The organism is Haloplanus ruber, from assembly GCF_024494725.1.
GTDB classification, from domain to species: domain Archaea; phylum Halobacteriota; class Halobacteria; order Halobacteriales; family Haloferacaceae; genus Haloplanus; species Haloplanus ruber.
Genome location: NZ_JANHDK010000003.1, coordinates 194,245 through 219,050, shown reverse-complemented (window position 1 = coordinate 219,050; position 24,806 = coordinate 194,245). Strand labels below are relative to the sequence as shown.

Genomic DNA, 24,806 nt, shown 5'->3' with positions numbered 1-24,806 from the left:
ATAGGCTACGATTAGGGGGGCCGACGGGCGACCGACCGGACGACGGCAGGTCAGGACGGTGCGGGCGTCGGTTCGCGCGGGGGCTGAGCAGGGCCGGCACCGCTACCGGATTCGGACGGGGAGTCGGCGCCCGGCGGGGTCGGAGCGCCCTCGGCCTTGTCGCCGGTCACGAGGAAGTCGGCGAGGTTGCCGATCAGCACCTCGTTGTCGGCGTCGTAGGCGTTCTCACGGGTCACGAAGGAGGTGTCACCGACGGCGGTGACGTTCCCACCCTGGCTGCGCGCGAGGACGGCGTACCGGCCGGCGTCACGGGTCGTCGACAGGGTCGTTCCCTCGGAACCGACGAGCACCTGCGTGCCGCCGTTGGTCCGAATCGGCACCGCGTCGCGGACCACAACGCGCTCGACGCCGTCGGCGAGGCGGCCGCTCGACGCCGTCTCGGCGTAGATGCTCTTGTAGTTGTTGTCGTTGTCCTCCATGTTGTAGAGATAGCCCGACCCGTAGGCGATGCCGTAGGTCGAAGCGAGGTCGGCCGTCCGGGGGGCGGTCGGTGCGAAGCCGCCAAGGCCGAGCAACAGACCGCCGGAGGCTTCGACAGAGGGTGGCCCACCCATCACGAGTACGCGTCCGCCGGCGTCGGTGAAGGCCTCGACGCCCGCGAGTTCGTCGTTCGAGAACCGCTGTTGCGGGCTGGCGACGACGAAGGCGTCGGCCGAGCGAAGCGACTCGTTAAGCTCCTGTCGCTGGCCGCGGTAGAACCGGATCTCGTGTCCGTTCTCGACGAGCGTCGAGAGGAGGGGTTCGAGGTCGGTCTCCGAAACCCCGTTGGCGTGTCCGACATCCACGAGGACGGTCTTGCCGCGCTGGGAACTCTCCATGGTGATCTCGCCGTCTTCGGGGTCCTCAGACGGGAGGACGGTTCCGGGTTGGAACTGCTGGTTCTCGATGGGTGCGGTGTCGTTGGTGTCCCCGGCGGAGCCGAGGGCGTACGGCGCGACGGCCGCGGCACCGACGAGGACAGCGACGATGATCACGAACACGGCGACGAGTCTTGACTTAGGCGCTGACATTACCGATCACCTCGCTTTCGGTCTGCACGGAGCCGTACACCATCAACAGCGTCGGGGTGTCGACGGTTTCGTAGCCGACGGGACTGCGCTCGACGACGACTCCACCGCCGTCGTCGGCGCTGAGCAGGAGCAGTCCGCCGGTCTGTGGCGGCTCCTTCCGGTACACCTCGTAGTCGTCGAGGTCGGCCGCATTCGCGGCCTGTCGGATGGCGTCCTGGGTCGACCCGATGTCGTCGGCCATCCCGTTGTCGACGGCACGGGCGCCGGAGTACACCTTCGCGTGGGCGACCTCGGTGCGGGAGAGTTCGAGGTCGTCACTCCGGTGTTTCATGACGCTGCCGACGAAGGCATTCTGGAGGGTCTCGACCTGCGTGCGTCGCTGGTCGGCGGTCGCGCTGGCCTTGTCGGGGCCGCTCTTGACCTCGCCGGGGAGCGAGGGGCCGGGGGCCGCGGCGCGGACACCGACGCTACCGACGATGGACGCGGGTGTGACGTAGATATCCTCGGCCGGGAGCATTGCGTAGTACGCGCCGGACGCGCCAGTGGATGTGACACTCGCGACCACGGGCATCTCCGCCGCGGTGCGCTGGACCGAGAGGTAGAGCTGTTCGCTCGCGGCCGCACCGCCGCCGGGGCTATCGACGTTCAGTACGACCGCATCGATCGATTCGTTCTCGCGGGCCTCGCGGAGGTCCTTCTGGACGGCCGTCGCCGAGCCCGAGGTGATCGGCCCCTCGATGGTGACGACAGCGACGGTGCCGTCGGGCTGGGTGGCCCGGTCGTAGGCGACCGGTGCGAGGATCGCGCTCAACAGGACGGCGGCGACCACGACCAGAGCGTACGACTGCGCTTGGGTCAGTGAGCCGCCATCGGGACTGTTCGACATAGTGCACTCCCCTTTCGCCCCTGCGTCGGGTAATAAGCTCGCTTGACGAAAACGAGTATTGTACCTTGTCAGGTCGTCACTCGGTCAGGCCGAATCCCCGCCTGAACAGGAGGAAATCGACGAACAGGACGACGACTGTGGCGGCGGTGAGAACGACAAGCGAGACGTTCGGGTCGATTTCGGTGACGCCGATCATCCCGTACCGGACGCCGTTGACCATGTACACCATCGGGTTCAGCAGGGAGATGTCCCGCCAGAGCGGCGGCAACACCTCGAGGGAGTAAAACACCGCTCCGAAAAAGACCAGCGGCCGGAGGATGAACTGATTCATGACGGTGAGATAGTCGAAGTCGTCGGCCCACAGCCCCCCGATGATGCCGAGGCCGCCGAACAGCGTGGTGATGACCAAGATGAACGCGACCAGATACAGCGGATGCGAGAGGGGGACCGAGGTGAAGACCAGTCCGACGCCGACGATCAGGGCGGCAGTCAGAATACCCCGGGTCGCACTCGCGATGGCGTAGGAGGCGACCATGTTGAAGTTCGACATGGGCGTGACGATGACGGCGTCGATGTAGTTGTTCCACCGGCCGTGGAAAATCGAGAAGGAGGCGTTCTCGAAGGCGTCGGAGATGGCCCCGAGGACGACCAGGCCGGGAAGGACGAACTGGATGTAGCTCACGCCGGCGATGGCGCCAATCCGGTTCCCGAGAATCACGCCGAACACGGCGAAATACAGCGTGTTCGTGATGATCGGCGGGAGGAACGTGTTGTACGGTCGCCGGACGAACCGCAGAATCTCTCGGTGGACCAGCGTCTTCAGTTGGACGGAGCGTCGACTCACGCTTCCCCTCCGTCGGCGACGGACGAGCCGTTGCGTGTCATCTCGACGAACACCTCTTCGAGCGAGGTCCGGGAGACGTCGAGGTCGACGATTTCGTAGCCTGCGGCGTCGAGTTCGCGGACGAGGTCGGGCGCCACGAGGCCGCCGCGAGAGGCCGAGATGACGAGACGGCCGTCCTCGACGCCGACGGCGTCGACCTGTCCGTTTGTGGCGATGTCGGGTGGCGACCGGATCGGGTCGCGAAAGGTGACCGTGATGCGGTCGGTGCCGCGGTCCATGAGTTCGTCCGGCGTGCTCACGGTCGCGACCTGTCCCTGATCGAGGATGGCCACCTCGTCACAGAGGCGTTCGGCCTCCTCGATGTAGTGGGTGGTGAGAAGAATCGTCGTGCCGCCCTCGTTCAACTCGGTGATGAGTTCCCAGAGGTCGTGCCGGAGTTGCACGTCGACGCCCGCGGTGGGTTCGTCGAGGATTAGCAGGTCCGGGTCGGTGACCAGCGCCCGCGCGATGAGAAAGCGCCGCTTCATCCCACCGGAGAGCCAGTCGAAGCGCGTGTCGCGTTTCTCGTAGATGCCGACCTGTTTCAGGGCCGCGTCAGCCCGTTCGCGGGCCTCGTCGGCAGGGATGCCGTGATAGCCCGCCTTGTGCTCTAACACCTCTCGGATCGGAAAAAAGCGGTCGACGTTGAACTCCTGGGGGGCGAGGCCGATCCGGTCCCGGGCCTCGCGGTACTCCGTCTCCACGTCGTGGCCGAAGACCCGTGCCTCGCCGCCGCTTTTCCGCACCAGCCCCACGAGGATGTTGATGAAGGTGGTCTTGCCCGCGCCGTTCGGGCCGAGGAGACCGAAGAAACTTCCTTCGGGCACCGACAGCGAAACGCCATCTAGCGCCGTCACGTCGCCGTATCGCTTCCGGAGGTCGTCGATCTCTATGGCGGCTTCCATCTACCGAAACCACCGCGCCGGACGGAATTAAGCCCCGTGAAGTCGGAACGGGGACTGATACCACACCACGGGTCAGGGCTCGGAGAGTAGTGCTGGTCGTTGACCGTCCCGCGCTTTCGGGGGTTCGGACGGTCCCGATGGATACGCCGCTCGCGCGGCCCCGACGACGAACTCGCACTGCAAGCCCCAGGTCTCCGACCGTGACCGTGCCAACACGCGGATTCGATGCTGAAGGCGTCCAAGAACCGCGACTGAGGTGGGGGCGTCGTGTGTTACAGGACGAACCCGACCGTCCAGAGCGTGAGCATCCCGGCGACGAGCGTCGCGAACATGTTCTCGGTGATCCAAGCGACGCCCGCGGCGACGACGCCGGCGAGTAGGCGCCCGTCGAGAAGCGTCGCGGCGACGGTCGGTCCGGGGTCGACGAAGGAGGGGGCGACGAGGGCCGCGAGCACCGCCGCGGGGACGTAGCGAAGCGCCCGTTCGAGTCGCGGGGGGACTCCCGAGACGCGGTCGAGCAGGTAGATGAACGAGTACCGGATGGCGAACGTGAGTGCGCCGACGACGAGGACGACAGCCCACACGGCGAGGGGGCCGTAAGTGGTCGTCACGCCGCCTCCCTCCCCTCGACGGCGACGCCCGCGACGACGCCAGCGAGTGCTCCGCCCAACAGGCCGAGATTCAGCGGCCACGCGGCGCCGGCGACGGCGACGCTCCCGCCGACGAGTGCCGCGACGACCCGCGGACGGTCCGACAGTTCGGGGACGAGCAGCGAGAGGAAGACGAGCGGCACCGCGAAGGAAACGCCCCAGCTCTCGGGGATGCTGGCTCCGAGGACGACGCCGACGATGGTGGCGAGCTGCCAGACTAGCCACATGAACACCGCGGCACCGAGGTAGTACCACCGGTGGCCCGATCCGTCGGCGCCGCCGTCCGGCGCGGGCTGGTCGGCGGCGTCGGGAGCGTCGTCCCCCGTCTCGTCCGTGAACTCGGCGATAGCCAGCGCGTAGGACATATCCGTCAGGACGAACGCGTACAGCGCTGACCAGCGTCGGCGGAGCGCCTCAAGATAGGGGGCGATGGACGCCGAATACATGCTCATCCGGAGGTTGATGACGACGGCCGTGAGGACGACCACCGGGAGTGAGGCGTCCTTCGCGAGGAGGTCGACGGTCGCAAGCTGTGAGGCACCGGCGAAGACAATCGCCGACAGCCCGACCGCCTGGGCGGGCGAGAGGCCGGCGTCGACCGCGGCAACGCCGGCGACAAGCCCGAAGGGGATCAGCCCGAGGAGGAGGGGGAGCGTCGCCCGGACGCCGGCGACGAAGTCGTCGGGAACCGTAGGCATGTCAGACTGTGGACCGGGCACCCGCAACGGTCTTTCGGTTCCGGGTGACGATCACCGACCGACGACGACCGCTTCGCGGATCTCTAGGGCCGTGTCGAACTCCTCGCGGCGGTCGGTCCGGGAGCCGATCCGCCGGAGCTGTTCGGCGTGGGTGCGGGCGATTGCCTCCGTCGCTCGGCGGTCGAGTTCGAGGCGGTCGCCGACCGCCTCCCAGTGATCCGTCGGGACGAGAAACACCTCGCGGTCCTCGGCGTCGACGACCCGCTCGAACTCGCGGCGGTAGGCGCCGCGGCGGTCGCCGAGGTCACGCTGTACGCGGACCAGTAGCTCCGACAGTCGTTGGGGGCCAACGCTGGCCTTGGCGGAGGCGAGCATGAACACCTGCCCATCGATAGGGGAGTCCTGCGGGCCGGACACGTCAGCCACCCGCGCGCATCGCCTTCTGTGCGAACCGTTCGATGAGCGGGTCGAGGGCCTCCGGGTCGCCCTCGAAGACGAGGTCGACCTGCGTCAGCGACACCGAGGGGCCGACACCGACGGTCTGTGCGGAGAGGTCGACCGCCCAGTCATCGGCCTCGACGCGGGTGTCGCTCGTCTGCTCGCCGCCGAGCGTTTCGAGATATTTGATCGCCAGCCGCGTCGAGATGCCGCGGAAGGAGCGTTCCCGGCGAATCCACTCGTCGGTCATGCGCCGCCCGCCACCGGCGGGAAAATCGACAGTGTGTCGCCGTCTTCCATCACCGTCTCCGTGCCCTCCATGTGGAGCACCTCCCGCCCGTTTTTCAGGATGTTGAGGTTCGGCTGGAGGTCCCCACCATCGTCGATCAGCTTGCCTTCGAGGCCGTCATACGCCGATTCGAGCGTCAGGAGAATCTCGCCGACAGTAGCGTCGTCATCGAACTCGCGTTCGAGGGTCTTCTGGCCGACCGCCTCGCGGAACGTGGCGAAAAATCGCAGTTCCAAATCCATGTCTTTTGCTGGGGGCGCAGCGGTAAAAAGTCACGCGACACGGAGAGGCGGTCGTCCTACCGGTCGTTCAGACGGATACCGTCCTCGACGGATCGGTAGTTGCGCTCGCGGTCGATGCGCTCGGCGACCCAGCCGACCTCCTGAATCTGCATGAGGAGGTCCGCCTGTAGGTTGCGCCACGCGATGGCGTAGATGGGCGACTGCCCCCACGCCCGGAGTTCGGGGACGAACTCGTCGTACTGTTCGAGCTGTTCTTCCAGGCGTTCGAGGGCGCTGACGACGTTCTGTGCGGCCTCGCGCTCGTCGTCTGCGGCCTCGACGGCACCATTGAGCCGCCCTTCGAGGCCCGCGACGGCCCGCTGCATGTCCTGCCGGGCCGCGTCGTCGTCGTCCGGCAGCGAGTCGAGGATCTGTCGGGGAACACCGAGGTCGAATTCGTCCATACAGTTGGGCGGCTCGCGAGGGGTAAAAGACTCCCGACAGCGGCCCATAGGTCGCCGTCCGAGTCGGCTCTCGGTCAGTCGAGAAAGTCGCGCAACGCCGCCGAACAGGTCCGACAGAGCATCACCTGGAGGTCGCCGTCGGCGTCGAGGAGGTCGAGGGCACCGTAGACGTCGCCGGGTTCGATGGTCTCGCCACAGCGGTGACAGTCGTGTGGCTGGGCGGGGTTCGATCCGGTCACGGCTCCCGACTGTGAGGGTGGTGGTCGCGTCGGCCGGTTCCGTCGTCGGGGGCGGTGTCGGTGCTCCCACTCTCTCGGCCGGCGGTCACGGCCACCTCGGCCAGCGGCGTTTCGTCGTCGGCGACGAGGCCCAGTCGCTCGACGAGCGCCGCGGTCGGGCGGCCGTCGGGCGACCACCCGCGGGCCGCGTAGTAGCCGTCGAGCATGGCTTCGAACGCCTCGCGGTCGACGGTACGGCCAGCGGCCGGCCCGTCGGGGAGGGGGTCCTCGAACAGGGACGGGAGGGAGTCGTCCGCACGGTCGAAGCCCTCGCGGACGTTGAACAGGCGGACGAGCGTCCAGATCCGCTCACCGGCACGGGCCAGCGACTCGGGGTCGTGGTCGAGGCCGACGGCCGCCAGCCACTCGGCGCCGAGGTCCTCCCACATAGTTTCGCCGGCGAAGTCGTCGACGACGAGGCTCCAGAGCGTCGAGCGGACGTTCTGGGCGCCGATGACGGTCCTGACGCGGTCGGCGGTCGTCCACGTGTCGCGGGCGAAAGCCTCGCGCTCGACCGGGCGGGCACGGCGGTGACAGCCCCCGCGGTCGCTGGTGGCGTACGCGAGGGCCATCCCCGCGGCGCCCCGCGGGTCGTAGGCCGGGAGTTCCATCGACTTCACCGTCGGCACCGCGTCGGCACCCTCGCGTTCGCGGGCGGCCGCCACCCCGTCGGCGAGGGTATCGCCCAAGTCGGTCCCGCGGGTGGCGATGGCCGACAGCAGGCGTTCGGCCGCGTCGGCGTCGCCGAACGCGAGGTCCGGGTCGAGGGCGGGGTCGATGGCCCCCGCGTCGGCGGCGCGGGTGGCCCAGGCGACGGCGTTGCCCGCGCTGATGACGTCCATCCCGAGGCGGTCACAGGCGGCGCCCAAGCGAGCGACGGCGTCGAAGTCGTCGATCCCGAGGCCAGCGCCGAGAGACATGAGCGTGCCGCCACGGGGGACGGAGTCGCCGTCCGGGACGTCGACGCGGAACCCGCCGGGCACCGCGTCGTCGGCGTTCTCACGGCCGGTCGCCGCCTCGCGGACCGCCTCGACGCCGATATCGCCTGCATCCTCGAAGCGGCCGCCCTGCCAGCCCCGGGTCGAGAGGACACCCACCTCGTTGGCGAAGTCGACACTCTCGACTGTCTCGCCGGCGGCCTGCCAGCGGCCGGTGTCGTCGTCACGGTAGGCGGCGCCGTATCGGTCCCGGAGGTCGGCGAGCGCCGGCGGCGGATCGGGTGGGTCGCTGTGGACGGCGACGGCCTTCAGCCGTTTCGCGCCCATGACGGCGCCGGCACCGCCGCGGCCCGCGTGGTGGTCGCCGGCGTCACACGCGATGGTGGCGTAGGCGACCTGTCGCTCACCGGCCGGCCCGATGCAGGCCACGGCGCCGTCGAGGGCGGCGTCGGTGTCGACGGTGTCGGCTCCCCACAGGTCCCCCGCTTCGGTCAGGGTCACCTCATCGTTTCGGACGGTGAGGACGGTGGGTTCGTCGGCGGTTCCCTCGATGAGCAGGCCGAAGGCCTCGGGGAGGGCACCGGCGAGGGCGTCGGCGAAGGACCCGCCGCTGTAGGAGTCGAGGAAGGCGCCGGTCAGGGGTGACTTGGTGACCGCCGCGTACCGCGATTCACCGGGGAGATAGCCCGAGAGCGGGCCGAGCAGGAGCGCCAAGCGGTTGTCCGGACCGAGCGGATCGGTGCCGGCATCGAGTTCCTCGTAGAGATAGCGGGCGCCGAGGCCCTTGCCGCCGAGGAAGTCGCGTCGCCAGTCGTCGGGAACCCGTTCGCGAGTGACGGTCCCGGCCGAGAGGTCGACCCGAAGTACGTCGCGTCGAACGGGCGGTGACATCGACACACGTAGTCGGGAGACTGTGTTAAGCGTTGTCCTCAGTCGCCTCGACGTGGCGCATCTCGACGGCGACACCGCGGGTGCTCTCCCGCATCTCCGCGCCGTGCATCGTCGCCCGGCCGACTCCGAAGGCCGCCGGCCCCTCGACGACCACCTCGTCGCCGACGCGGACGTCGGCGTCGGCGTCGGTCACGCCGGGGGCGAGGACGCTCCCGTGGGGGACGAAGCCGTCGATTTCCACGCGCTTGGTCGGCGCGGGGCTTGCGGCCCAGTGGCGGGCGCCGGCGAGGGTGAACGCGAGGACGCCGTACTGGGGGACCTGCGCCGCGAGTTGGGTGTCGTCACCGTCGCGGACCTGCAGTTTGGGATGGCGGCTCGTCGTCCGCAGATCCGGAAACAGGTCGTCGCCGGCGCCGGGGCCGAACTGGTAGTCGGCGATGGCCCGAATCGTGTTGTGCTGGCGCTCTCGCTTCGAGTATTTGAGTTCGCCCGAAAGCGCCGCGTCGAGGTTCGACAGCGACGCGGACGTGGTGGGGTGGTCCACGGCGGTGAACTCGAAGGGCGTATCCACCCGGTCGGCCACCCGCTCGCAGATGTCGCGATAGCCCTCGCCGGGGACGTGAGCGATCACCCGGGGGTAGTCGTTGCGCTCCAGATACCGCTCCAGTACGGTGGCGACGAAGTCCTTCTCGCCTTCGGTCCAGTCGCCGGTGACCACCGCGTCGTAGTGCTGGGCGGGGTACGTACACTCCAGTTCCTGGGGTACGACGCCGATAGGCGATGTCATCGAGGCGACGTGGCCGCGGTAGCCGATGGCGCGGTGAAACTGGGCGTGGCTCTGGGAGTCGCTGTAGGGTTTGCGTGCCGAACACGGCACGAGCACGAGCGGGTTCGAAAACCGGTTGCGATAGCGGCTGGTGACCCGGTCGGCGAACCGCTGGATCTCCACCCGGTTCAGCGTATCCTCACTCGCCGCGCTGAGTTCCGTATCGCGGATGACCGGCGTCCGTTGCTCCAGATAGCGGTACTCCTGGTCGAACTCGCGAAACGAGGCGGTCAGCCAGTTCTCGTGGCGGCCCTGGCCTTCGAGGTAGTCCCGGAGGCGCCCCCGCCGGATCCGGGTGCGGACGGTGCGGAGTTCGGCTTCGAGGGCGGCGACGTTGTGGGCGACACAGTCCTCGCGGGTGAACTCCGCGAGCGGTGGGTCGCGCGGGTGGGCGCCGGGAAGTTCGTCGAGTTCGTCGAGGTGATACTCGCCTTCCGGGGTGAGATAGCGTCCCTGCCGGCCTTTCACCCGGGCGCGTTTGGTATCCACGAGGTCGACACCCGCGGCGACGAGCGTCGCGACGTTGCGGGGGGTGGCGACGCCGGCGAGGTAGAGCGCGGTGTCGGCCGGAACCGCCTCCCGGACGGCGATCAGTTCGTCGCGGAAGGAGGCGCCGTGGCCGGCGACTCCCTGGGCGTTCGAGAGGACGTAGGCGTCACAGCCGTAGTCGGCGGCCGTCTCCGCGGTGACGACGCCCGCACTCGGGTAGTCGACGTCCGGGTAGTCGACGGCGAAGGAGTCCTGCACGGTCGGGTCGGTGCCCGCGGGGAACGCTCGATGGGGGAGGACCGTAAGTTCGGCCTCACTCCCTTCGGGGAGGTCACGGTCGGTCCCCCAGAGACTCCCGCCGTCGACGACGACGGCGTCGGCGAGAGTGGGCGTGGTTACGGGGTCACGCAGGCGGAGTTCGCCAAGACGGGCGGCCCCGTCCCGTGCGTGGACCTCGAAATATTCGGTCATAGGCGTTGGTGGAGGGGGGCGCGGAACTACGTTTCGTTCCCGGGCCGCGACGGGCCGACCTCGTCGCGGACGACGTAGTAGAGTACCCAGACGACGAGGCTGCCGAAGAAGGCGCCGACGGCCCAGGCGAGCGCGTGGCGACTGTTCCGGCCCGCCGCATCCCGGTAGATCAGGGCGGAGACGACGAGCGGAACGACAAGCGAGAACACCAGCGTGAACAGAACGATCAGTAGTTCTAGGCCACCGGGCACGCCGAACTGCAGTGGGAGGGACACACGTGGGGGTCGAACGCCGACCAGCAAAGTCGTTCCCCGGTGTCCGGCCCACCCACGGCCTTTAGCCAACCGCGGCCCAACGCGGGCCATGACCGAGTACACCGGTGAGTGGGACCGGGCGTCGGTCGCCGCGTTCCTGGCCGACGCGCAGGTGCCCATCCGGGTGGCCTGCCGGACGCCCAGCGGCGGCCTCTGGATGCTCTCACTGTGGTACGACTTCGACCCCGACGCCGGCCAGTTCGTCTGTGCCACCGCCGCGGACGCCGACGTCGTCGGCTACCTCCGCGACGACGACGGCGTCGCCTTCGAGGTGTCGACCAACGACCCGCCGTACCGCGGAGTCCGGGGACGCGGGTCGGCGACTATCGTCCCCGACGACGACAAGTCGACGCTCCGTGGCCTGCTCGACCGCTATCTCGGGGGCACCGACTCGGCGCTGGCCCGGCAACTGCTCGATCCCGACCGCGACGAGGTGGCGATTCGGATCGACCCCGCACGCGTCTACTCCTGGGATTTCACCGAGCGGATGGACGACGCGACGGCGGAGTGAACCGCCAGCGTGAGGTGGCTCGCGACACGGATCGAGGATGTGCTGTCCCTCCGTCGAGCCGCGCTCGGTGCGTACGGTCTGTGGCTTCTCGCAGTGGTGCTCCTGATGGCTGGCGAGTACACCCCCCTGCCACGCCTGCCGGGGGGTCTGCGCCGGCGTCGCCGCCGGGACGGCCGTCTTTACCGTCCTCGGAGCCGGTCAACTCCTGCAAAGCGGCTACCGTCGGTTCGGCCCGTGACCACGCGACTCAGCCGTAGAGAACGTCGCTCGCCGCTCGGGTCGCCGGGAGCGCCTCCTCGTACAGGAGTTCGAGGAGTTCGTACTGCGAGCGGCTGGCGGCGGCCTCGTCGGCGGCCAGTCGGAGTTTCGTGACGAGTTCACCGAGCGCGACGCGCCGGGCGACCAGGTCGGCGTCGTCGTCGGCCGCGGTGCGGGTGGCTACGGCGGCCTGCCTAGCGTGGTGGCGTGCGGGGCCGATTGGAAGTGAGTCGGCAAGCGTGTCGATGCGGTCGCCGAGCGACCGGAGCGCCCCGGCGACGGGGGCCGGGAGTCGGAACTCGTCGGCCGTTCCGTCGCCGGGCTGTGTCCCTGACTCGCGGTCGGTCACCCCATCGGAGCGCGGCTGATCGATCATCTGTCGGTCGTAACTGATGGGCCACTATCATATCAATCGTCGGTCCACCCCCGCCGACGAGCGTCAGGCGTCGTCCCGGTCCGGGCGCGCACCGAGCGGTTCGGCCCGGACCGACGCGGGCAATCGGTCGAGGGCGGACGCCGCCCAGTCGTCGTGGGCGACCGTGACGTCGGTGTCGGGGTTGGCGTCGACGAGGCGGTCGACCCCGCGTGCGGCAGCCTCCTGGGCGGGTCGGTCGGTTCGGTCGGGGAGTTCGGCCGTGAACGGGTAGGTCTCCGAGAGCGCCCGGGGAACGGGGCCAAAGGGCGGCAGGAGCCGCCAGGCCGCGTCGAAGCGGTCGCCCGAAGGCGACGACCCCTCGGTGAGCAACAGCGTCGCGGGCGCATCGAGTCGACCGAGTCGGTCGTGGTGACGGACCACCTCGGGACGACGGGCACTCTCGGCCGAGCAGTAGAAGAAGGTGCCCTTGGAGGTAGGGTCGTGACGCTCCAGTTGGGCGGCGTGATCCAAGAGCGCGCGGTAGCCGTCGAGCATCGCGGGGTGGGCGCGGGAGCGCGTCTCGACGAGTTCGAGGAGGTTCCCCTCGCGGATGGCCGCCTTGATGCGGCGCAGTTCGCCGAAGGAGACGTGAAGGTTGTGTTCCGCCAGGAGTCGTTCGCGCTCGTCGGCGGCCGCACCCCGGAGGTCGGCGGGCGTATGCGAGGTACAGATCGGGCACTCACAGGGGAGATACGTGAGGTCGTCGAGGTGGCGCGTCCCGCGGACGGTGAGATAGCGGTCGTCGCGGGCGTAGATGGCGTACGCGGCGGAGTCGAAGAGGTCGGCTCCCATGGCGGCCGCGAGCGCGAACATCATGGGGTGACCGGCACCGAAGAGGTGGACCGGGCGGTCGGCGCCGAGGCCGCGCTTGGCGGCCGCGAGCACGTCGACCACGTCCGCGTACCGGTAGTCGTTCATCAGCGGGACGACGGCGCCGACGGGGAAGACGTCGAGGTCGGTGGCGTCGGCGTGGCGGGCGGCGGCTTCGCGGAGGTCGAGGTGGGTCGATCCTTGGACCGGCGCGTTGACCAGCATCTCGCCGGTATCGACGGCCTCGGCGTCCGCGAGCGCCTGTTCGGTCGTCGCCAGGTCCGCCTCGGTCTGCTCGCGGGCCGCGTCGGGCGGTGTCGGCACGTCCACGGGCGTGGCGACGTCCGATCCGATCTCCCGCTGGAAGGAGAGAATCTCGCGGGTCGTCACGTCGATGTCGCCGTACTCGGCCAACTGGAAGGAGCCGGAGTCGGTGACGATGGCGCCCGAGAATCCGAGCATCTCGTGTAGCCCCTCGTCGAGGGCGCGCTCGCGAAGGTCGTCGGTTCCGCGGATGATGTAGGCGTTGGTGATGAGGGCGTCGGCGCCGAACTCGGCTTCGAGGCGGGCCGGCGACACCGTCCGGATGTTGGGGTTGATGACGGGCAGGAGGGCCGGCGTCTCGACGGTCTGGTCGGCACGGGGAACGGTCAACTCCCCGATCCGACCGAGCACGTCGCTGTGACGGGTCTCGAAGCAATCGCGCATACCGCCACTGTTCGGGCCGGCGCGGTAAGGGTTCCGTTCCGACGGCCTACGCCGGCAGGGCGACAACGCCGACGAGCAGCGCCGCGACCGCCTCCGTCGCCGCTTCCGGTCCCTCCAACCCACCCGACTCGGAGAGTTGGATCGCCAGGTACGCCAGCGAGAACAGCGTCGCGTTGTAGGCGCCGTGGACGAGCGCCGGCACCACGAGGTTGTCGGTGAGTTCGTAGACGGTCCCGAACACCAGCGCGGGGAAGAATAAGACGGTCACAGTCACCAAGCGACCGCCAGTGCCGCCGGTCAGGGCGACGAAGTGGACCGCGGCAAAGAAGGCGCTGGCGAGGGCGACACCCGGAATCGGGTCGAACGTCTCGCGGAGGCGACCTTGGACGATGCCCCGGAAGAGCAGTTCCTCGCCGGGGCCGATGAGCAGGAAGGAGCCGGGGATGAGCCACAGGAGGACGCTCGGGTCGGCGCTAGCGAACTCGGCGACCTGATTCTCGCCGGCGGGGGCGCCGGCGACACTGACGAAGAGCGCGCCGGCGATGGCGGCCACCAGCGCCGTCACGTACCCCCCGACGACGAACACGAGGTCACGAATCGAGGGGAGCCGGACACCGAGGTCGTCGAGACCCCACCCGCGGACTAGGACGTATCCCACGGCGACACCGCCGAAGGCGACTCCCTGGATCGAAACGAGCGAAATCACCAGGAGGACAAAGGGCGAAGGCTCCGCGCCGAGGCCGACAAACAGCAGTGAGAGACCGAGCGCGAGGCCGGCGCCGACGCCGAGACCGATCCCCGACACCAGCAGGACGACGACGACTGCCCGGAGGCGGGCGCGCGTCCGGTCGTCGAGTGAGGGCATATCTGCCACTGGGTACGGGAGCCTCGAAAAGCTTCCCACCGACGGCGTGGGGACGGAGCGTCGCCCGGCGACCGGCACCGACGACGCCTCGCCGAACGACCCAACTCGAAGATTCGCCCGCTCGACGACTACGCCTCGTCGAACAACGCAACTCGAAGATTCGCCTGCTCGACGACTACGCCTCGTCGAACAACGTCTCGCCGTCGACCATGTGTTCCGACACGGCGTCGAGGTCGAGCGTCAGGCCGAGACCGGGTTTCTCGGGCACCGCCATGCGACCGCCCTCGATGAGGTTGTCCTCCTCGATGAGGTCCTCCCACCAACCGAGTTGGTAGGAGTGAAACTCCAAGGCGAGAGAGTTGGGGATGGCGGTGGCGACGTGGGCCGAGGCCATCGTGCCGATGGGCGAGGAGACGTTGTGCATCGCGACGGGCACGTAGTACATGTCGGCCAGGTCGGCGATCTTTCGGGTCTCGCGCATCCCACCGACACGCGGGAGGTCGGGGGCGACGATGTCGACGGCCTGCGGTTCGATGAGCGTCCGCTGGCCGAACTTGCGGTAGACGTTCTCCCCGACGGCGATGGGCGTCGTCGTCGACTGCGTGACCGTCTTCTGGACCTCGTGGTTCTCCGGAGGGACGGGGTCTTCGAGCCACCAGACGTCGTACGGTTCGATGGCCTCGGCGAGTCGCTGCGCGGAGTTGGCGGTGAACGACCAGTGACAGTCGAAGGCGACGTCGGCACGGTCGCCGACGGTCTCACACACCTCGCGGACGATGTCGACCTTGTGCTGGACCTCCGGACCGCGGAGGTGGCGGTTGGCGCGGTCCTTCTCGTGGCCCGAGGGGACGTCGAGGTCGAACTTGATCGCGTCGTAGCCCAGTTCCGAGACGACGCGCTCGGCCTCGGCGGCGTTCGATGCGGGCTCCGATTCGTCGCCAGCGTGACAGTCACAGTAGACGCGCACCTCGTCGCGGTACTTGCCGCCGAGAAGTTGGTAGGCCGGAACCTCGAGGAGTTTGCCGGCGACGTCGTGGAGCGCGATTTCGATCCCGGAGATGGCCGAGATCACCTTGCCGGCGATAGACCCCTCACCGCTCATCTTCTGGACGAGGTGTTCGTAGAGACGGTCGATGTCGAGCGGATTCTCGCCGACGACGAAGGGTTTCATCCGCTCGATGATCTCCGTCTCGCCGCCGCCCCAGTAGGACTCGCCGGTGCCGACGACGCCCGCGTCCGTGTAGACACGGACGAGAATCCAGGGGTAGTTGCCGTCGACCATCGTGGTCTGTACATCGGTGATCTCGACGTCGCGAGGGCCGCGGTCCGCGGTGAGGCCCATCGTCGGCGCCGACAGATCGCGCATCGTATACTCCGCGTTCGGGTCGCGGAGACTGGCGTAGTCGACCATCGTGTGCCGAGAACTTCGCCACGTGTAGTAAACGTTGGGTACGGAAAGAGACGCGTTCGAGTCCGACGACAGCCGGAGTACGAACCCTTACGGCGGGGGCCACCCTACGGGCTGGCGATGAGTTCGGTTCCCGAACGCAGCGAAATCGACGCCGAGGACAAGTGGGATCTGGAGAGCATCTTCGTCACCGACGAGGACTGGGAGGCGGCCTTCGAGGACGTCGGCGACCGCATCGACGACCTCGCGGCCTACGAAGGGCGGGTCACCGAGAGCCCCGAGACGCTCCACGAACTGCTCGAACTGCGCGAGGAACTCCTCCGGGACGTGGCGACAGTATCGACCTACGCCAACCTCCGGAGCAGCGAGGACACCCGCGAGAGCGAGTACCAGGCCATGTCGGCCCGCGCGGAGTCGCTGGCGGCCGACGCCCGGAGCGCCGCGAGCTTTGTCGACCCCGAACTGCAGGAACTCGACGAATCCGAGATCGAGGCGTTCGTCGAGGCCGAACCCGCGCTGGCCGAGTACGAACACTACTTCGACGACGTGTTGCGGGGGAAGCCACACACCCGGTCGAAGGAGGTGGAGGAACTGCTCGCGGACCTCACGGACGTGACCGACGCCGCGAGCGAGGTGTACTCGATGCTCTCGAACGCGGACATGGAGTTCCCGACCGTGGAGGACCCCGACGGCGAGGACGTCGAGATTTCGCTCGGCAACTTCACGAAACTCCAGAAGCGGCCGAACCGCGAGTTCCGACGCGAGGTCCACGAGGCCTTCTACGACCGGTGGACCGACGTGCGAAACGGCGTGGGGGCGGCGCTGAAAAAGAGTGTGATCAAGGACGTAAAACTCGCCCGCGCCCGCAACTACGAGACGGCCCGCGAGGCGGCGCTCGACGGACCGAACGTCCCAATCGACGCGTACGACACCCTCGTCGAAACGGTGCGGGAGAATCTCGGATACCTCCATCGTCACGCCGACCTGAAAGCCGAGGCGTTGGGCGTCGACGACCTGCAGATGTGGGATCTCTACGCGCCGATGGCGGCGGGCGACCCGCCGGAGATTCCCTACGAGCAGGCGGTGGAGTACGTCGTCGACGCCGTCGCCCCGCTCGGCGAAGCGTATCAGGAGCGGATGGCCGAGGGGCTGGATTCGCGGTGGGTCGACGTCTACGAGAACCGCGGGAAGCGGTCGGGCGCGTTCTCGGCTGGCACCTACGACACCCAGCCGTTCATCCTGATGAACTACCAGGACGACGTGGCCTCGATGTTCACGCTGGCCCACGAACTCGGCCACTCGATGCACTCGGAACTGACGAACGAGGCCCAGCCGTGGCAGTACAGCAGCTACGATATCTTCGTCGCCGAGGTGGCGAGTACGGTCAACGAGACGCTCCTGACCCACCATCTGCTGGAGACCGTCGACGACGAACGGGTCCGCCGGCACGTCCTCGACGAGTATCTCGAACGGTTCCGGTCGACGCTGTTCCGTCAGACCATGTTTGCGGAGTTCGAACTCCGCATCCACGAGGTGATCGAGGACGGCGGGGCACTCACCCCGGACCGCTTCGACGAGCTTTACCGCGACCTGAAGGCGGACTTCTACGAACCCGCGGTCGTCGACGACCACATCGCCCGCGAGTGGATGCGGATTCCACACTTCTACTACGGCTACTACGTCTACCAGTACAGCACGGGCATCAGCGCGGCGACAGCCATCGTCGACCGGATCGAGACCGAGGGCGAGGCCGCCGCGGCGGACTATCGCGAGGCTCTGCGGATGGGCGGGTCCGCGTACCCGGCCGAGGTCCTGGAGCGAGCGGGCGTGGACACGACCGACGCCACGTACATCGAGACGGCGTTGTCGACCTACGGTGAGACACTGGACGAGATGGAACAGCTGATCAGCGAGCGTTGAACGCGGGAGCGACGGCGTGCCCGGGTAGCCCGTCCGGGGTCGCCCGACGGCACGTCGGAATACGGGGGGTCCGCGACCCAAAGGCACATTTACGCCCGCTTCTTAGGAAGCGTAACCAATGTCACGGAGTCCGTCGCTTCCGGATCGACCGCGCCTCGACCTCGATCCGGAGATGTCAGACGCGGAGCGTCTCGACGCCATCCGCCAGCACTACGAACGCATGGTCCGCGTCAACGAGGAGCTCTCGGAGCGACTCGACGAGACCGACGACCGGCGTGAGGAACTCATGGAGGAGGTCGACCACCTCAAGCGGCGCAACGAGGTGCTGAAAACCTCGTCGCTGTACGTCGCCACCGTCGAAGAGGTGAGCGACGAGGGGACGATCATCAAACAGCACGGCAACAATCAAGAGGTGCTCACAGAACCCTCGCCGCGCATCCGCAAGGAACTCGCGGCCGGCGACCGCGTCGCCGTCAACGACTCCTTCAGCGTCCAGACCGTCCTCGACGACGAGACGGACTCCCGTGCCCAGGCGATGGAGGTCGACGAGTCGCCGACGGTCACGTACGACGACATCGGCGGCATCGACGCGCAGGTACGCGAGGTACGCGAGGCCGTCGAGGACCCCCTCCTGACGCCGGAACTGTTCGAGGAGGTCGGCGTCGACCCGCCCTCGGGCGTGCTGCTTCACGGCCCGCCGGGCACCGGGAAGACGATGCTCGCCAAGGCGGTCGCCAACGAGACCGACGCGACCTTCATCAAGATGGCCGGGTCGGAGCTGGTCCGGAAGTTCATCGGTGAGGGATCGCGGCTCGTCCGCGACCTGTTCGAACTCGCCGCAGAGCGCCAGCCGGCGGTCATCTTCATCGACGAAATCGACGCCGTCGCCGCCAAGCGGACGGACTCGAAGACCTCCGGCGACGCCGAGGTGCAGCGGACCATGATGCAACTGCTCTCGGAGATGGACGGCTTCGACGACCGGGGTGAAATCCGGATCATGGCCGCGACGAACCGCTTCGACATGCTCGACGAGGCTATCCTCCGGCCCGGCCGCTTCGACCGCCTCATCGAGGTGCCGAAACCCGACGGCGACGGCCGGGCACAGATCCTCCGCATCCACACCCGCGATATGAACGTCGCCGACGACGTCGATTTCATCGCGCTGGCCGACGACCTCGACGAGTACAGCGGCGCCGACCTCGCCTCCCTCGCCACCGAGGCGGGGATGTTCGCCATCCGCGACGACCGCACCGAGGTCCGGATGACCGACTTCCTCGACGCCAAGGCAAAAATCGAGGACAACGAGGACGCGGGACCGGTCATGGCCTTCACCGACTACCAGTACTGAACCCCCGGCTGTCATCGAGTCACACGCTCCGACGGCTTTTTACCCAGGCTCCGCGTATCAATATCGACTCGGATGAACGGAAACACGCCGTACGGAGGCGCACCCGGAGTCGTCGACGCCGGCAAGCTATCGACGGACGTCGAACTGACACAGGACCAACGGCAGTCCCTCCAGCGAGCCGTCGCGGGAATCGTCTCCCAGACCCGCTCGTACCTTCCCGACAGTTACACTGTAGGCTCGGAACTGTCCTATGGCTCGAACGGCCCGACGGCCACCGTCGCCGTCCGCCCGCCGGCCGGTCACCCGGTCAGCGCCGGCTTCACGCCCGACGTCGACGACCTCGACGCCGGAATCGGGACCGACGAACGTGACGAAGTCGCCCGCGGGTTGGCCGCCAGCGCCGCCCTCCAAGTGATGGACGCCGTCGGCGACGGTATCACGCCGACCGCCCGTTGACGCCGGCCCGCGTTGGCGCCGCAAACCAGATGGCGTAGACGAACACCAGCGCCGACGGCAGACTCCCGACGCCGATTCCCACTTTTAACGGCACCGACGTTACCACCGAGAGCGCCGCCCCGAGGAGCAAGGGGAGCGGCAACAGTAACAACAACAGGTCGTACCGTGTCGGCGTGGTCGGCACGGCGGTACCCTCACTCGGAGTCGTTCGGACGCTCATCGATGCTCACCTCGTATGATATTCGTCGGCTTTTGAACTAAAAAGTTTCTCCGAGTGTACCGAAAGCGTCTAGCGAACCTCGTGAGAACCCCAAGGAAGTATCTTTGAAAGTTTTCCGAATAATATGAGCTGGATATCCAGAGACAGCGAGGTGGGATGGCGGCGTCAAGCGACGATTACTCACAACCACGATCCCGACCGTGACCCTGGCAGGAGACAATAAGCTGGAAACGCTGAAACAGCAGTCTCGCACGACTAAAGGAGCGCTCGATCCACAATTGGTATCCGTTCGCGTACGCCTACTCCGACCTGAACTCGTATTTCCACACTCTGTTTGTCTCTACCCTGTCGTTGCCTTCATTATCCTCGGAAATATCGAACTCGAAGAGGTAGAAGAACCCGTCGTCATCCAGTTTGACGGCGAGGGTTCGAACCGAATCGGGGTACCTATTCTTTTCCTCTATGCCGCGCGTGTTCCGAATCAGTTGGTTCTTGTTCAGAGTCTCGCCTTCCCCCTTGGCTTCAACGGCTAGCGCATGATGGTCACCATCGTGGTCCACACCTACATACAAGTCGTCAAGTTCGGCTTCTCTCCCTTTCACCCTCATACGAAGGTGTGACTGAAGATGGTACGTGTCCAGTTCTGTGAAGTCGTCTAGCAGACCAGCATAGCGAACTTGGGTGAGGGCACCCTGTTCGTCTTTCCCGATGTATTTTTGTACTGCTTCGGGCAGAACAGAGGTGCTAGTTTGATGGGTCTGATCCACGACCTCGGGGATCGGGATCAGTTGCTCCGTCTTGGTGAACATGTAGGTGGGATCTTCTCCCTCCCGAGTGTCGTCAATGATGACTGCGGTGTAACCGTGTTCAGCAATCTCGTCGGGGAGAGGGCGTCGGCTTCTGTACGCATACGGGATGTCTGGCACGTTTCCAACACTGATCTCCAGTTCCTCCATTGCATCCTCAATGTGGCTTCGACTGAATGGGATTTCTTCGTCTGTCCCATATTCTTCGGCCTGTGTCTCGAAAACCCACTTGATGATTGGTTCGTACTTCGCCATCGATACATACCGATCCACCTCGGGGGCGGCTAAACGTATCGTCATTTTGATGTTTCTACGCAAGCTATTAACGGAACTCTTTGAAGATACTCGACGTACGGAAAAGAAAATCAATAGTTGGCTACGTCCGCCTCCTCGAAGGTAAACAAGTAGTCGTCCTCTATGACCTCAAAGACGAGGCTTCGGCCCTTACCCTTCAGACTGAACTCCTTTCGGGGGCGATTGCCTGGACCCCGAACGTCGGAGGACTCCAAGAACCCTGCTTCCTCAAGCTGGTTGAGGTTGTTAACGATGCTCTCAGGGGTGATTTCAAATTCATCTTCCTGAGCAAGATCGGGGGCAGAAATAGCCTTCTCTTCCGTAGCTCTGCGTAAAAGGCGAAGGCGGACCTCGGAGTTCAAGGCTTTGAACACCTTGACTTGCTCCTTGTAGTCGATATCAGCCATTAATCACGCTTCAAAGCGGATGAACATATCTCCTACCCCGAAGTCGAACTTGTCCATAGATATAAGTCGAGTATCTTTGAAGATACAAAGTGTAGAGCAAATCAGTTGCAAAGAGGCGAACGATAAAAGCCTATCCCAACCATGACCCTCTCACAAGACAACGAGGCAGAAACGTTGAAACACCAAAGCAATCTCTCGCGGCTTAAGGACCTCTCAATTCACGACTGGTATCGATTTGTATACGCCTACTCCGACCAGATAATTACTGGTCTCGTTGATGAGTTCGGAATCACGCAGGATGATCTTGTCATAGATCCATTCAACGGAACTGGGACCACAACTCTGGCGACGAAGAAGTTCGGGATTGACGCAATCGGGACGGACACAAGTCCCGCAAGCGTTCTCTCTGCCCGAACGAAGACCAACTGGGACGTTGATCTTGATGAGTTCCGCGAACGGCGGTCTGAACTCCTATCTACTATCCAGCCGATATTCAAGCAGATCTCTTCAGAGGGGAACACTACTCTCGACTCGTTCGGTGATTCTACGAGTGAGGAGATTGATCTGAGCAAATACGACTTCTCTGAGCCAGAGAAGACACCGAAGGGGTGGCTCTCCGAGAAGCCACTCAAGAAGATGAAGGTTCTGCGGTATCACATCGAGGAGATGCCAGACGACGAAGTTACAGACCTGTTCCGTTTGGCGATGATTGCCATTCTGCCCGAGAATGTGGGGAACGTCAGATTCGGCCCCGAGGCTACACGCGACCGCAAGCAAGAGGGCGACAAGGACGTGTATTCGATTCTCAAGAAGAAGCTCGACAAAATGGAACAGGATCTTGAGCAGGTACAGGAGGCTATTGAGAGCGGGAAAGTCGGACCTGGTGAAACGGAGATTCTTCGGGCAGATGCCCGTAAGTTGGCTGACACCCTCAGAAGTGAATCCCGACTGCTAAACACCGACAAACACGGGGGCGAGATTGATTACCTGATTACGTCTCCACCCTACCCTGCGGAACATGATTACACCCGCAACCAACGTCTCGAACTGATTTGGCTTGGGGTGTGTGACGATAACAAGGATCTTCAAAAAATCAAGAAAATGAACATCCGAAGCCACACGAAGAATATCTACGTGGCTGACGATGAGGGAGAGCAAACCAACATCCGTGAGAATAACCGTATTGATGGTATCATTTCCGAGATGGAGAACATCATTGAGGAGGATAACATCTCTCACGGCTTCGGCCAATACTACCCCAGGGTCATAGAGGAATACTTCGCGGGAATGCTCCACCACTTTGAACAGGTATACGACTTGATGGCGGAGGGTGGGAAAGCGGCCTACGTGGTGGGTGACTCGGGGAGCTATTGGCAGGTGGAGGTGAAGACTGCTGAAATCCTCGCAGAACTGGCCGAGGAGCGTGTAGGCTTTGCAGATCCTCAAATCCGCCTCTGGAGGAACATGGCGGCGACTACTGCGGACTACGACGACGTTGAGGAGAATATTCTAATCCTCACCAAACCCGAGGAATAGGCGGGGTCGCCCTTTTGTCTGAATATCTGCGACTCAAATAGATATGGGACCCGCGACAGGGGGGGTGGAGAATTTGATATATGTGTGGACAATCGCATGGGGGGCGTGATTGCCCCCCCATGTGGACCCTCCGTAACCTTCCCCCGCAACCTAATTTTGATGCGGGGGGCCTCAATCGACCCGCATTGTAGTGATTGTACGTAATTCCATAGCGGGACGAGGAGGTTACATGCCAGAATGATGGAGCGATCTGGCGGTGTCGCCCCGACTCGCGGCTAATAGTCTCGAAATTGTCTACACAGACGGATACACAAAACGCCTACTTGCCCCAGAAGGGGTCGCGGCGGCGGTGGTTGTCGAGAAAGCCTTGGAGTGCTTCGAGTTCGTCGGCCGGAATCTCGCCGTCGAGTTCCTGTTCGAGGATCTTGGCGTGTTTCTCGGGAAGGTCGACCCAGAGTTCGTCGCCCTCGTCGATCTGTCGGCCGACGGTCGGGCCGTCGATGGCGACACTGACACGTTCGCCAGCGCGAGCCTCGGAGACGTCCTCGCTGTTCTTCTGGATGCCGCTGAGTTGGCCGAGGCGTTCGAACTCGTTGCCATCGAACCGGCCGACGTAGGTGTTGTTTTTCAGCGTCCCCGACAGCACCTCGACGCCGACGACGGCGGGGTTGTTCTGCCGGAAGACGTGATCGGGGAGGATCTGGAAGCGAGCGGGGCGGATGATCTTATCGAGGACCGTCTCCTGCTGGGCGCGCTGGCGCTCCTCGACGAACGCCTCGTAATCCTCGACCAACTGGTAGATCACGTCGTCGCGGAACAGGCGCACGTCGGTCTCCTCGACCTCGGCCTCGGCGTTCGAGAGAACGTCCACGTTGAACCCGAGGATGACCTGGTGTTCGGCTTCGGCGGCGGTGCTGGCGACGGCCACGTCGCGGGGCGCGACGTCGCCGACCTCCGCGCGGAGGATGGGGACCTCGGCCTCGACGAGGGCGTTGGCCATCGCCTCCAAGCTGCCGAGGGTGTCGGCTTTCACGACGACGCCCTCCTCTTCGGTCTCGACTTCGATTTCTGCGAGTTCGGACTCCACGTCGGCGACGACGAGCGCTCGCTCGCGGTCGCGGACGACCCGGACGGGGGCGCCGGCCATGGCGTCGTCCAGGTCGGGGGCGGCGATCTTCACCCCAGCCGCGGCGGCGACGGAATCGACCCGGTCGAAGCGCTTCTCGGTGCGAATCTCCGCGAGCGGCTTGGGCTGGAGCAGTGCCCGCACCTCGGTGACGATGGGGTCGCCCATCCCACCGACGACCACCTCGTCGCCCTCGCGTATCGTCCCGTCGTACATCACCACGTCGAGAGTGGTCCCGAAGCCTTTCTCGTCTTTGACTTCGAGGACGGTCCCGGCTCCCGGCCCCTCGACGTCGATGGCCATCTGGTCTTTCATGTACCGCTGTGAGAGGCCCATGAGGACGGTCAGGAGGTCGGGGACGCCCTCGCCGGTGACGGCGGAGACGGGGACGACGCCGATGTTGCCCTGGAAGTCCTGTACGCGCCAGTAGAGATCGGCCGAGAAGCCCGCATCCGAGAGTTGCCCGATGATCTCGTAGAGGTTCTCGTCGAGACGGGAGCGAGCGCGGTCGCTCTGAGCCTCGTAGGAGGCTTGGATCGGCTCACCCTCCTGTGGGTTCCAGCCGGGCGTGGTGTCGATCTTGTTCGCGGCGACGATGAAGGGCGTGCCCGTGCGTTTGAGGATGTCGATGGCCTCCTCGGTCTGTGGCTGGAAGCCGTCGTTCACGTCGACGACGAGGACGGCGATATCGGCGAGCGCACCGCCGCGGGAGCGAAGCGTCGAGAAGGAGTGGTGGCCGGGCGTGTCGATGAAAAGGAGACCCGGCAGGTCGAAGTCGTCGGGGTCGACGAGGCTGCCGGCGATGCCCGAGATGGTGTCGAGGGGGACGGCCGTCGCGCCGATATGCTGAGTGATCGCGCCGGCCTCCCCCTCGCTGACGGCCGAGCCGCGGATCTTATCGAGCAGGCTGGTCTTCCCGTGGTCGACGTGCCCAAGCACGGCGACGATGGGGGTGCGAAGCGCGTCCGGTCGGTCGCGTGTATCCGAATCTGACATGATATCCCCCG

At 65.8% G+C, this 24,806-nt stretch carries 27 protein-coding genes; 5 read left to right on the top strand and 22 right to left on the bottom strand.

From position 1 onward, the window contains the following. Positions 1-50 precede the first annotated feature (50 nt). The 14 genes from NO878_RS11680 to NO878_RS11615 all read right to left on the bottom strand — a co-directional run bounded on the left by NO878_RS11680 (position 51) and on the right by NO878_RS11615 (position 10,672). Complete coding sequence (locus NO878_RS11680) at positions 51-1,070, bottom strand: DUF4350 domain-containing protein (protein ID WP_256406170.1); 1,020 nt, start codon at positions 1,068-1,070, stop codon at positions 51-53. After that, positions 1,057-1,956, bottom strand: a complete 900-nt coding sequence (locus NO878_RS11675; RefSeq protein ID WP_256406169.1) for a S49 family peptidase — start codon at positions 1,954-1,956, stop codon at positions 1,057-1,059. The genes NO878_RS11680 and NO878_RS11675 overlap by 14 nt, the downstream gene beginning before the upstream one ends. 76 nt (positions 1,957-2,032) lie before the next feature. After that, a complete protein-coding gene (locus NO878_RS11670; RefSeq protein WP_256406168.1) occupies positions 2,033-2,800 on the bottom strand; it encodes an ABC transporter permease in 768 nt (255 codons plus the stop codon). After that, a complete protein-coding gene (locus NO878_RS11665) occupies positions 2,797-3,744 on the bottom strand; it encodes an ABC transporter ATP-binding protein (protein WP_256406167.1) in 948 nt (315 codons plus the stop codon). The genes NO878_RS11670 and NO878_RS11665 overlap by 4 nt, the downstream gene beginning before the upstream one ends. 272 nt (positions 3,745-4,016) lie before the next feature. Continuing rightward, complete coding sequence (locus tag NO878_RS11660) at positions 4,017-4,355, bottom strand: AzlD domain-containing protein (protein ID WP_256406166.1); 339 nt, start codon at positions 4,353-4,355, stop codon at positions 4,017-4,019. Next, the gene (locus NO878_RS11655) at positions 4,352-5,092 is read right to left on the bottom strand and encodes an AzlC family ABC transporter permease (protein ID WP_256406165.1); all 741 of its coding nucleotides are present in this window, start codon (positions 5,090-5,092) and stop codon (positions 4,352-4,354) included. The genes NO878_RS11660 and NO878_RS11655 overlap by 4 nt, the downstream gene beginning before the upstream one ends. 51 nt (positions 5,093-5,143) lie before the next feature. Beyond that, positions 5,144-5,518, bottom strand: coding sequence for a DUF8048 family protein (locus NO878_RS11650; protein ID WP_256406164.1), 375 nt, complete (start codon positions 5,516-5,518; stop codon positions 5,144-5,146). Continuing rightward, complete coding sequence (locus NO878_RS11645; RefSeq protein WP_256406163.1) at positions 5,511-5,780, bottom strand: MoaD-like domain-containing protein; 270 nt, start codon at positions 5,778-5,780, stop codon at positions 5,511-5,513. Before NO878_RS11645 ends, NO878_RS11650 begins: the two co-directional genes overlap by 8 nt. Further along, positions 5,777-6,061: a ubiquitin-like small modifier protein 1 gene (locus NO878_RS11640; protein WP_256406162.1), complete on the bottom strand. Its 285-nt coding sequence runs from the start codon at positions 6,059-6,061 to the stop codon at positions 5,777-5,779. The genes NO878_RS11645 and NO878_RS11640 overlap by 4 nt, the downstream gene beginning before the upstream one ends. Before the next feature lie 56 nt (positions 6,062-6,117). Continuing rightward, positions 6,118-6,504, bottom strand: a complete 387-nt coding sequence (locus NO878_RS11635; RefSeq protein WP_256406161.1) for a DUF7971 family protein — start codon at positions 6,502-6,504, stop codon at positions 6,118-6,120. 74 nt (positions 6,505-6,578) lie between these two features. Continuing rightward, entirely contained in the window at positions 6,579-6,743 is a 165-nt protein-coding gene (locus NO878_RS11630) for a hypothetical protein (protein WP_256406160.1), read from the bottom strand. Further along, positions 6,740-8,611: an aldehyde ferredoxin oxidoreductase family protein gene (locus NO878_RS11625; RefSeq protein ID WP_256406159.1), complete on the bottom strand. Its 1,872-nt coding sequence runs from the start codon at positions 8,609-8,611 to the stop codon at positions 6,740-6,742. Before NO878_RS11625 ends, NO878_RS11630 begins: the two co-directional genes overlap by 4 nt. A gap of 25 nt (positions 8,612-8,636) precedes the next feature. Next, positions 8,637-10,397: an archaeosine synthase subunit alpha gene (arcS, locus tag NO878_RS11620; RefSeq protein WP_256406158.1), complete on the bottom strand. Its 1,761-nt coding sequence runs from the start codon at positions 10,395-10,397 to the stop codon at positions 8,637-8,639. 26 nt (positions 10,398-10,423) lie between these two features. Further along, entirely contained in the window at positions 10,424-10,672 is a 249-nt protein-coding gene (locus NO878_RS11615) for a hypothetical protein (RefSeq protein ID WP_256406157.1), read from the bottom strand. Between the two features lie 88 nt (positions 10,673-10,760). On the opposite strand from NO878_RS11615, the gene NO878_RS11610 reads away from it, so the two are divergent. After that, positions 10,761-11,222: a pyridoxamine 5'-phosphate oxidase family protein gene (locus NO878_RS11610; RefSeq protein ID WP_256406156.1), complete on the top strand. Its 462-nt coding sequence runs from the start codon at positions 10,761-10,763 to the stop codon at positions 11,220-11,222. Positions 11,223-11,469: 247 nt separating this feature from the next. Here NO878_RS11610 and NO878_RS11605 read toward each other — a convergent pair whose 3' ends face one another. The 4 genes from NO878_RS11605 to NO878_RS11590 form a co-directional block, all read right to left on the bottom strand. Continuing rightward, complete coding sequence (locus tag NO878_RS11605) at positions 11,470-11,856, bottom strand: hypothetical protein (protein ID WP_256406155.1); 387 nt, start codon at positions 11,854-11,856, stop codon at positions 11,470-11,472. A gap of 63 nt (positions 11,857-11,919) precedes the next feature. Then, positions 11,920-13,413: a tRNA guanosine(15) transglycosylase TgtA gene (tgtA, locus tag NO878_RS11600; protein ID WP_256406154.1), complete on the bottom strand. Its 1,494-nt coding sequence runs from the start codon at positions 13,411-13,413 to the stop codon at positions 11,920-11,922. A gap of 46 nt (positions 13,414-13,459) precedes the next feature. Then, the gene (locus NO878_RS11595) at positions 13,460-14,278 is read right to left on the bottom strand and encodes a CPBP family intramembrane glutamic endopeptidase (protein ID WP_256406153.1); all 819 of its coding nucleotides are present in this window, start codon (positions 14,276-14,278) and stop codon (positions 13,460-13,462) included. A 175-nt stretch (positions 14,279-14,453) separates the two neighbouring features. Next, on the bottom strand, positions 14,454-15,689 hold the full coding sequence (locus NO878_RS11590; RefSeq protein ID WP_256406152.1) for a mandelate racemase/muconate lactonizing enzyme family protein: 1,236 nt from the start codon (positions 15,687-15,689) through the stop codon (positions 14,454-14,456). A 117-nt stretch (positions 15,690-15,806) separates the two neighbouring features. Here NO878_RS11590 and pepF point away from each other — a divergent pair, with 117 nt between their 5' ends. The 3 genes from pepF to NO878_RS11575 all read left to right on the top strand — a co-directional run bounded on the left by pepF (position 15,807) and on the right by NO878_RS11575 (position 19,410). Continuing rightward, positions 15,807-17,606 (top strand): oligoendopeptidase F, encoded by a 1,800-nt coding sequence (pepF, locus tag NO878_RS11585; RefSeq protein WP_256406151.1) that lies wholly within the window; start codon positions 15,807-15,809, stop codon positions 17,604-17,606. A 118-nt stretch (positions 17,607-17,724) separates the two neighbouring features. Beyond that, on the top strand, positions 17,725-18,954 hold the full coding sequence (gene pan2, locus NO878_RS11580) for a proteasome-activating nucleotidase Pan2 (RefSeq protein ID WP_256406150.1): 1,230 nt from the start codon (positions 17,725-17,727) through the stop codon (positions 18,952-18,954). Positions 18,955-19,026: 72 nt separating this feature from the next. After that, positions 19,027-19,410 carry a DUF5811 family protein gene (locus tag NO878_RS11575; RefSeq protein WP_256406149.1) on the top strand — a complete coding sequence of 128 codons (384 nt, stop codon included), beginning with the start codon at positions 19,027-19,029 and terminating at the stop codon, positions 19,408-19,410. On the opposite strand, the gene NO878_RS11570 is transcribed toward NO878_RS11575, so the two are convergent. The 3 genes from NO878_RS11570 to NO878_RS11560 form a co-directional block, all read right to left on the bottom strand. Next, positions 19,391-19,630, bottom strand: coding sequence for a DUF8015 family protein (locus NO878_RS11570; protein WP_256406148.1), 240 nt, complete (start codon positions 19,628-19,630; stop codon positions 19,391-19,393). The genes NO878_RS11575 and NO878_RS11570 overlap by 20 nt on opposite strands. Before the next feature lie 299 nt (positions 19,631-19,929). Next, positions 19,930-20,691, bottom strand: coding sequence for a hypothetical protein (locus tag NO878_RS11565; RefSeq protein ID WP_256406147.1), 762 nt, complete (start codon positions 20,689-20,691; stop codon positions 19,930-19,932). A 110-nt stretch (positions 20,692-20,801) separates the two neighbouring features. Beyond that, the gene (locus NO878_RS11560) at positions 20,802-21,137 is read right to left on the bottom strand and encodes a winged helix-turn-helix domain-containing protein (protein WP_256406146.1); all 336 of its coding nucleotides are present in this window, start codon (positions 21,135-21,137) and stop codon (positions 20,802-20,804) included. A 141-nt stretch (positions 21,138-21,278) separates the two neighbouring features. On the opposite strand from NO878_RS11560, the gene NO878_RS11555 reads away from it, so the two are divergent. Next, a complete protein-coding gene (locus NO878_RS11555) occupies positions 21,279-22,673 on the top strand; it encodes a site-specific DNA-methyltransferase (RefSeq protein WP_256406145.1) in 1,395 nt (464 codons plus the stop codon). A 319-nt stretch (positions 22,674-22,992) separates the two neighbouring features. On the opposite strand, the gene infB is transcribed toward NO878_RS11555, so the two are convergent. Then, complete coding sequence (infB, locus tag NO878_RS11550) at positions 22,993-24,795, bottom strand: translation initiation factor IF-2 (RefSeq protein ID WP_256406144.1); 1,803 nt, start codon at positions 24,793-24,795, stop codon at positions 22,993-22,995. Positions 24,796-24,806 lie beyond the last annotated feature (11 nt).

Coding starts and splice junctions, on each gene's coding strand:
- infB (WP_256406144.1), bottom strand. CDS start 24,795: ATGTCAGATTCGGATACACGCGACCGACCGGACGCGCTTCGCACCCCC.
- NO878_RS11645 (WP_256406163.1), bottom strand. CDS start 5,780: ATGACCGACGAGTGGATTCGCCGGGAACGCTCCTTCCGCGGCATCTCG.
- NO878_RS11565 (WP_256406147.1), bottom strand. CDS start 20,691: ATGGCGAAGTACGAACCAATCATCAAGTGGGTTTTCGAGACACAGGCC.
- arcS (WP_256406158.1), bottom strand. CDS start 10,397: ATGACCGAATATTTCGAGGTCCACGCACGGGACGGGGCCGCCCGTCTT.
- pan2 (WP_256406150.1), top strand. CDS start 17,725: ATGTCACGGAGTCCGTCGCTTCCGGATCGACCGCGCCTCGACCTCGAT.
- NO878_RS11635 (WP_256406161.1), bottom strand. CDS start 6,504: ATGGACGAATTCGACCTCGGTGTTCCCCGACAGATCCTCGACTCGCTG.
- NO878_RS11595 (WP_256406153.1), bottom strand. CDS start 14,278: ATGCCCTCACTCGACGACCGGACGCGCGCCCGCCTCCGGGCAGTCGTC.
- NO878_RS11640 (WP_256406162.1), bottom strand. CDS start 6,061: ATGGATTTGGAACTGCGATTTTTCGCCACGTTCCGCGAGGCGGTCGGC.
- NO878_RS11680 (WP_256406170.1), bottom strand. CDS start 1,070: ATGTCAGCGCCTAAGTCAAGACTCGTCGCCGTGTTCGTGATCATCGTC.
- NO878_RS11560 (WP_256406146.1), bottom strand. CDS start 21,137: ATGGCTGATATCGACTACAAGGAGCAAGTCAAGGTGTTCAAAGCCTTG.
- NO878_RS11655 (WP_256406165.1), bottom strand. CDS start 5,092: ATGCCTACGGTTCCCGACGACTTCGTCGCCGGCGTCCGGGCGACGCTC.
- NO878_RS11605 (WP_256406155.1), bottom strand. CDS start 11,856: ATGATCGATCAGCCGCGCTCCGATGGGGTGACCGACCGCGAGTCAGGG.
- NO878_RS11625 (WP_256406159.1), bottom strand. CDS start 8,611: ATGTCACCGCCCGTTCGACGCGACGTACTTCGGGTCGACCTCTCGGCC.
- NO878_RS11675 (WP_256406169.1), bottom strand. CDS start 1,956: ATGTCGAACAGTCCCGATGGCGGCTCACTGACCCAAGCGCAGTCGTAC.
- NO878_RS11575 (WP_256406149.1), top strand. CDS start 19,027: ATGAACGGAAACACGCCGTACGGAGGCGCACCCGGAGTCGTCGACGCC.
- tgtA (WP_256406154.1), bottom strand. CDS start 13,413: ATGCGCGATTGCTTCGAGACCCGTCACAGCGACGTGCTCGGTCGGATC.
- pepF (WP_256406151.1), top strand. CDS start 15,807: ATGAGTTCGGTTCCCGAACGCAGCGAAATCGACGCCGAGGACAAGTGG.
- NO878_RS11665 (WP_256406167.1), bottom strand. CDS start 3,744: ATGGAAGCCGCCATAGAGATCGACGACCTCCGGAAGCGATACGGCGAC.
- NO878_RS11610 (WP_256406156.1), top strand. CDS start 10,761: ATGACCGAGTACACCGGTGAGTGGGACCGGGCGTCGGTCGCCGCGTTC.
- NO878_RS11555 (WP_256406145.1), top strand. CDS start 21,279: ATGACCCTCTCACAAGACAACGAGGCAGAAACGTTGAAACACCAAAGC.
- NO878_RS11590 (WP_256406152.1), bottom strand. CDS start 15,689: ATGGTCGACTACGCCAGTCTCCGCGACCCGAACGCGGAGTATACGATG.
- NO878_RS11570 (WP_256406148.1), bottom strand. CDS start 19,630: ATGAGCGTCCGAACGACTCCGAGTGAGGGTACCGCCGTGCCGACCACG.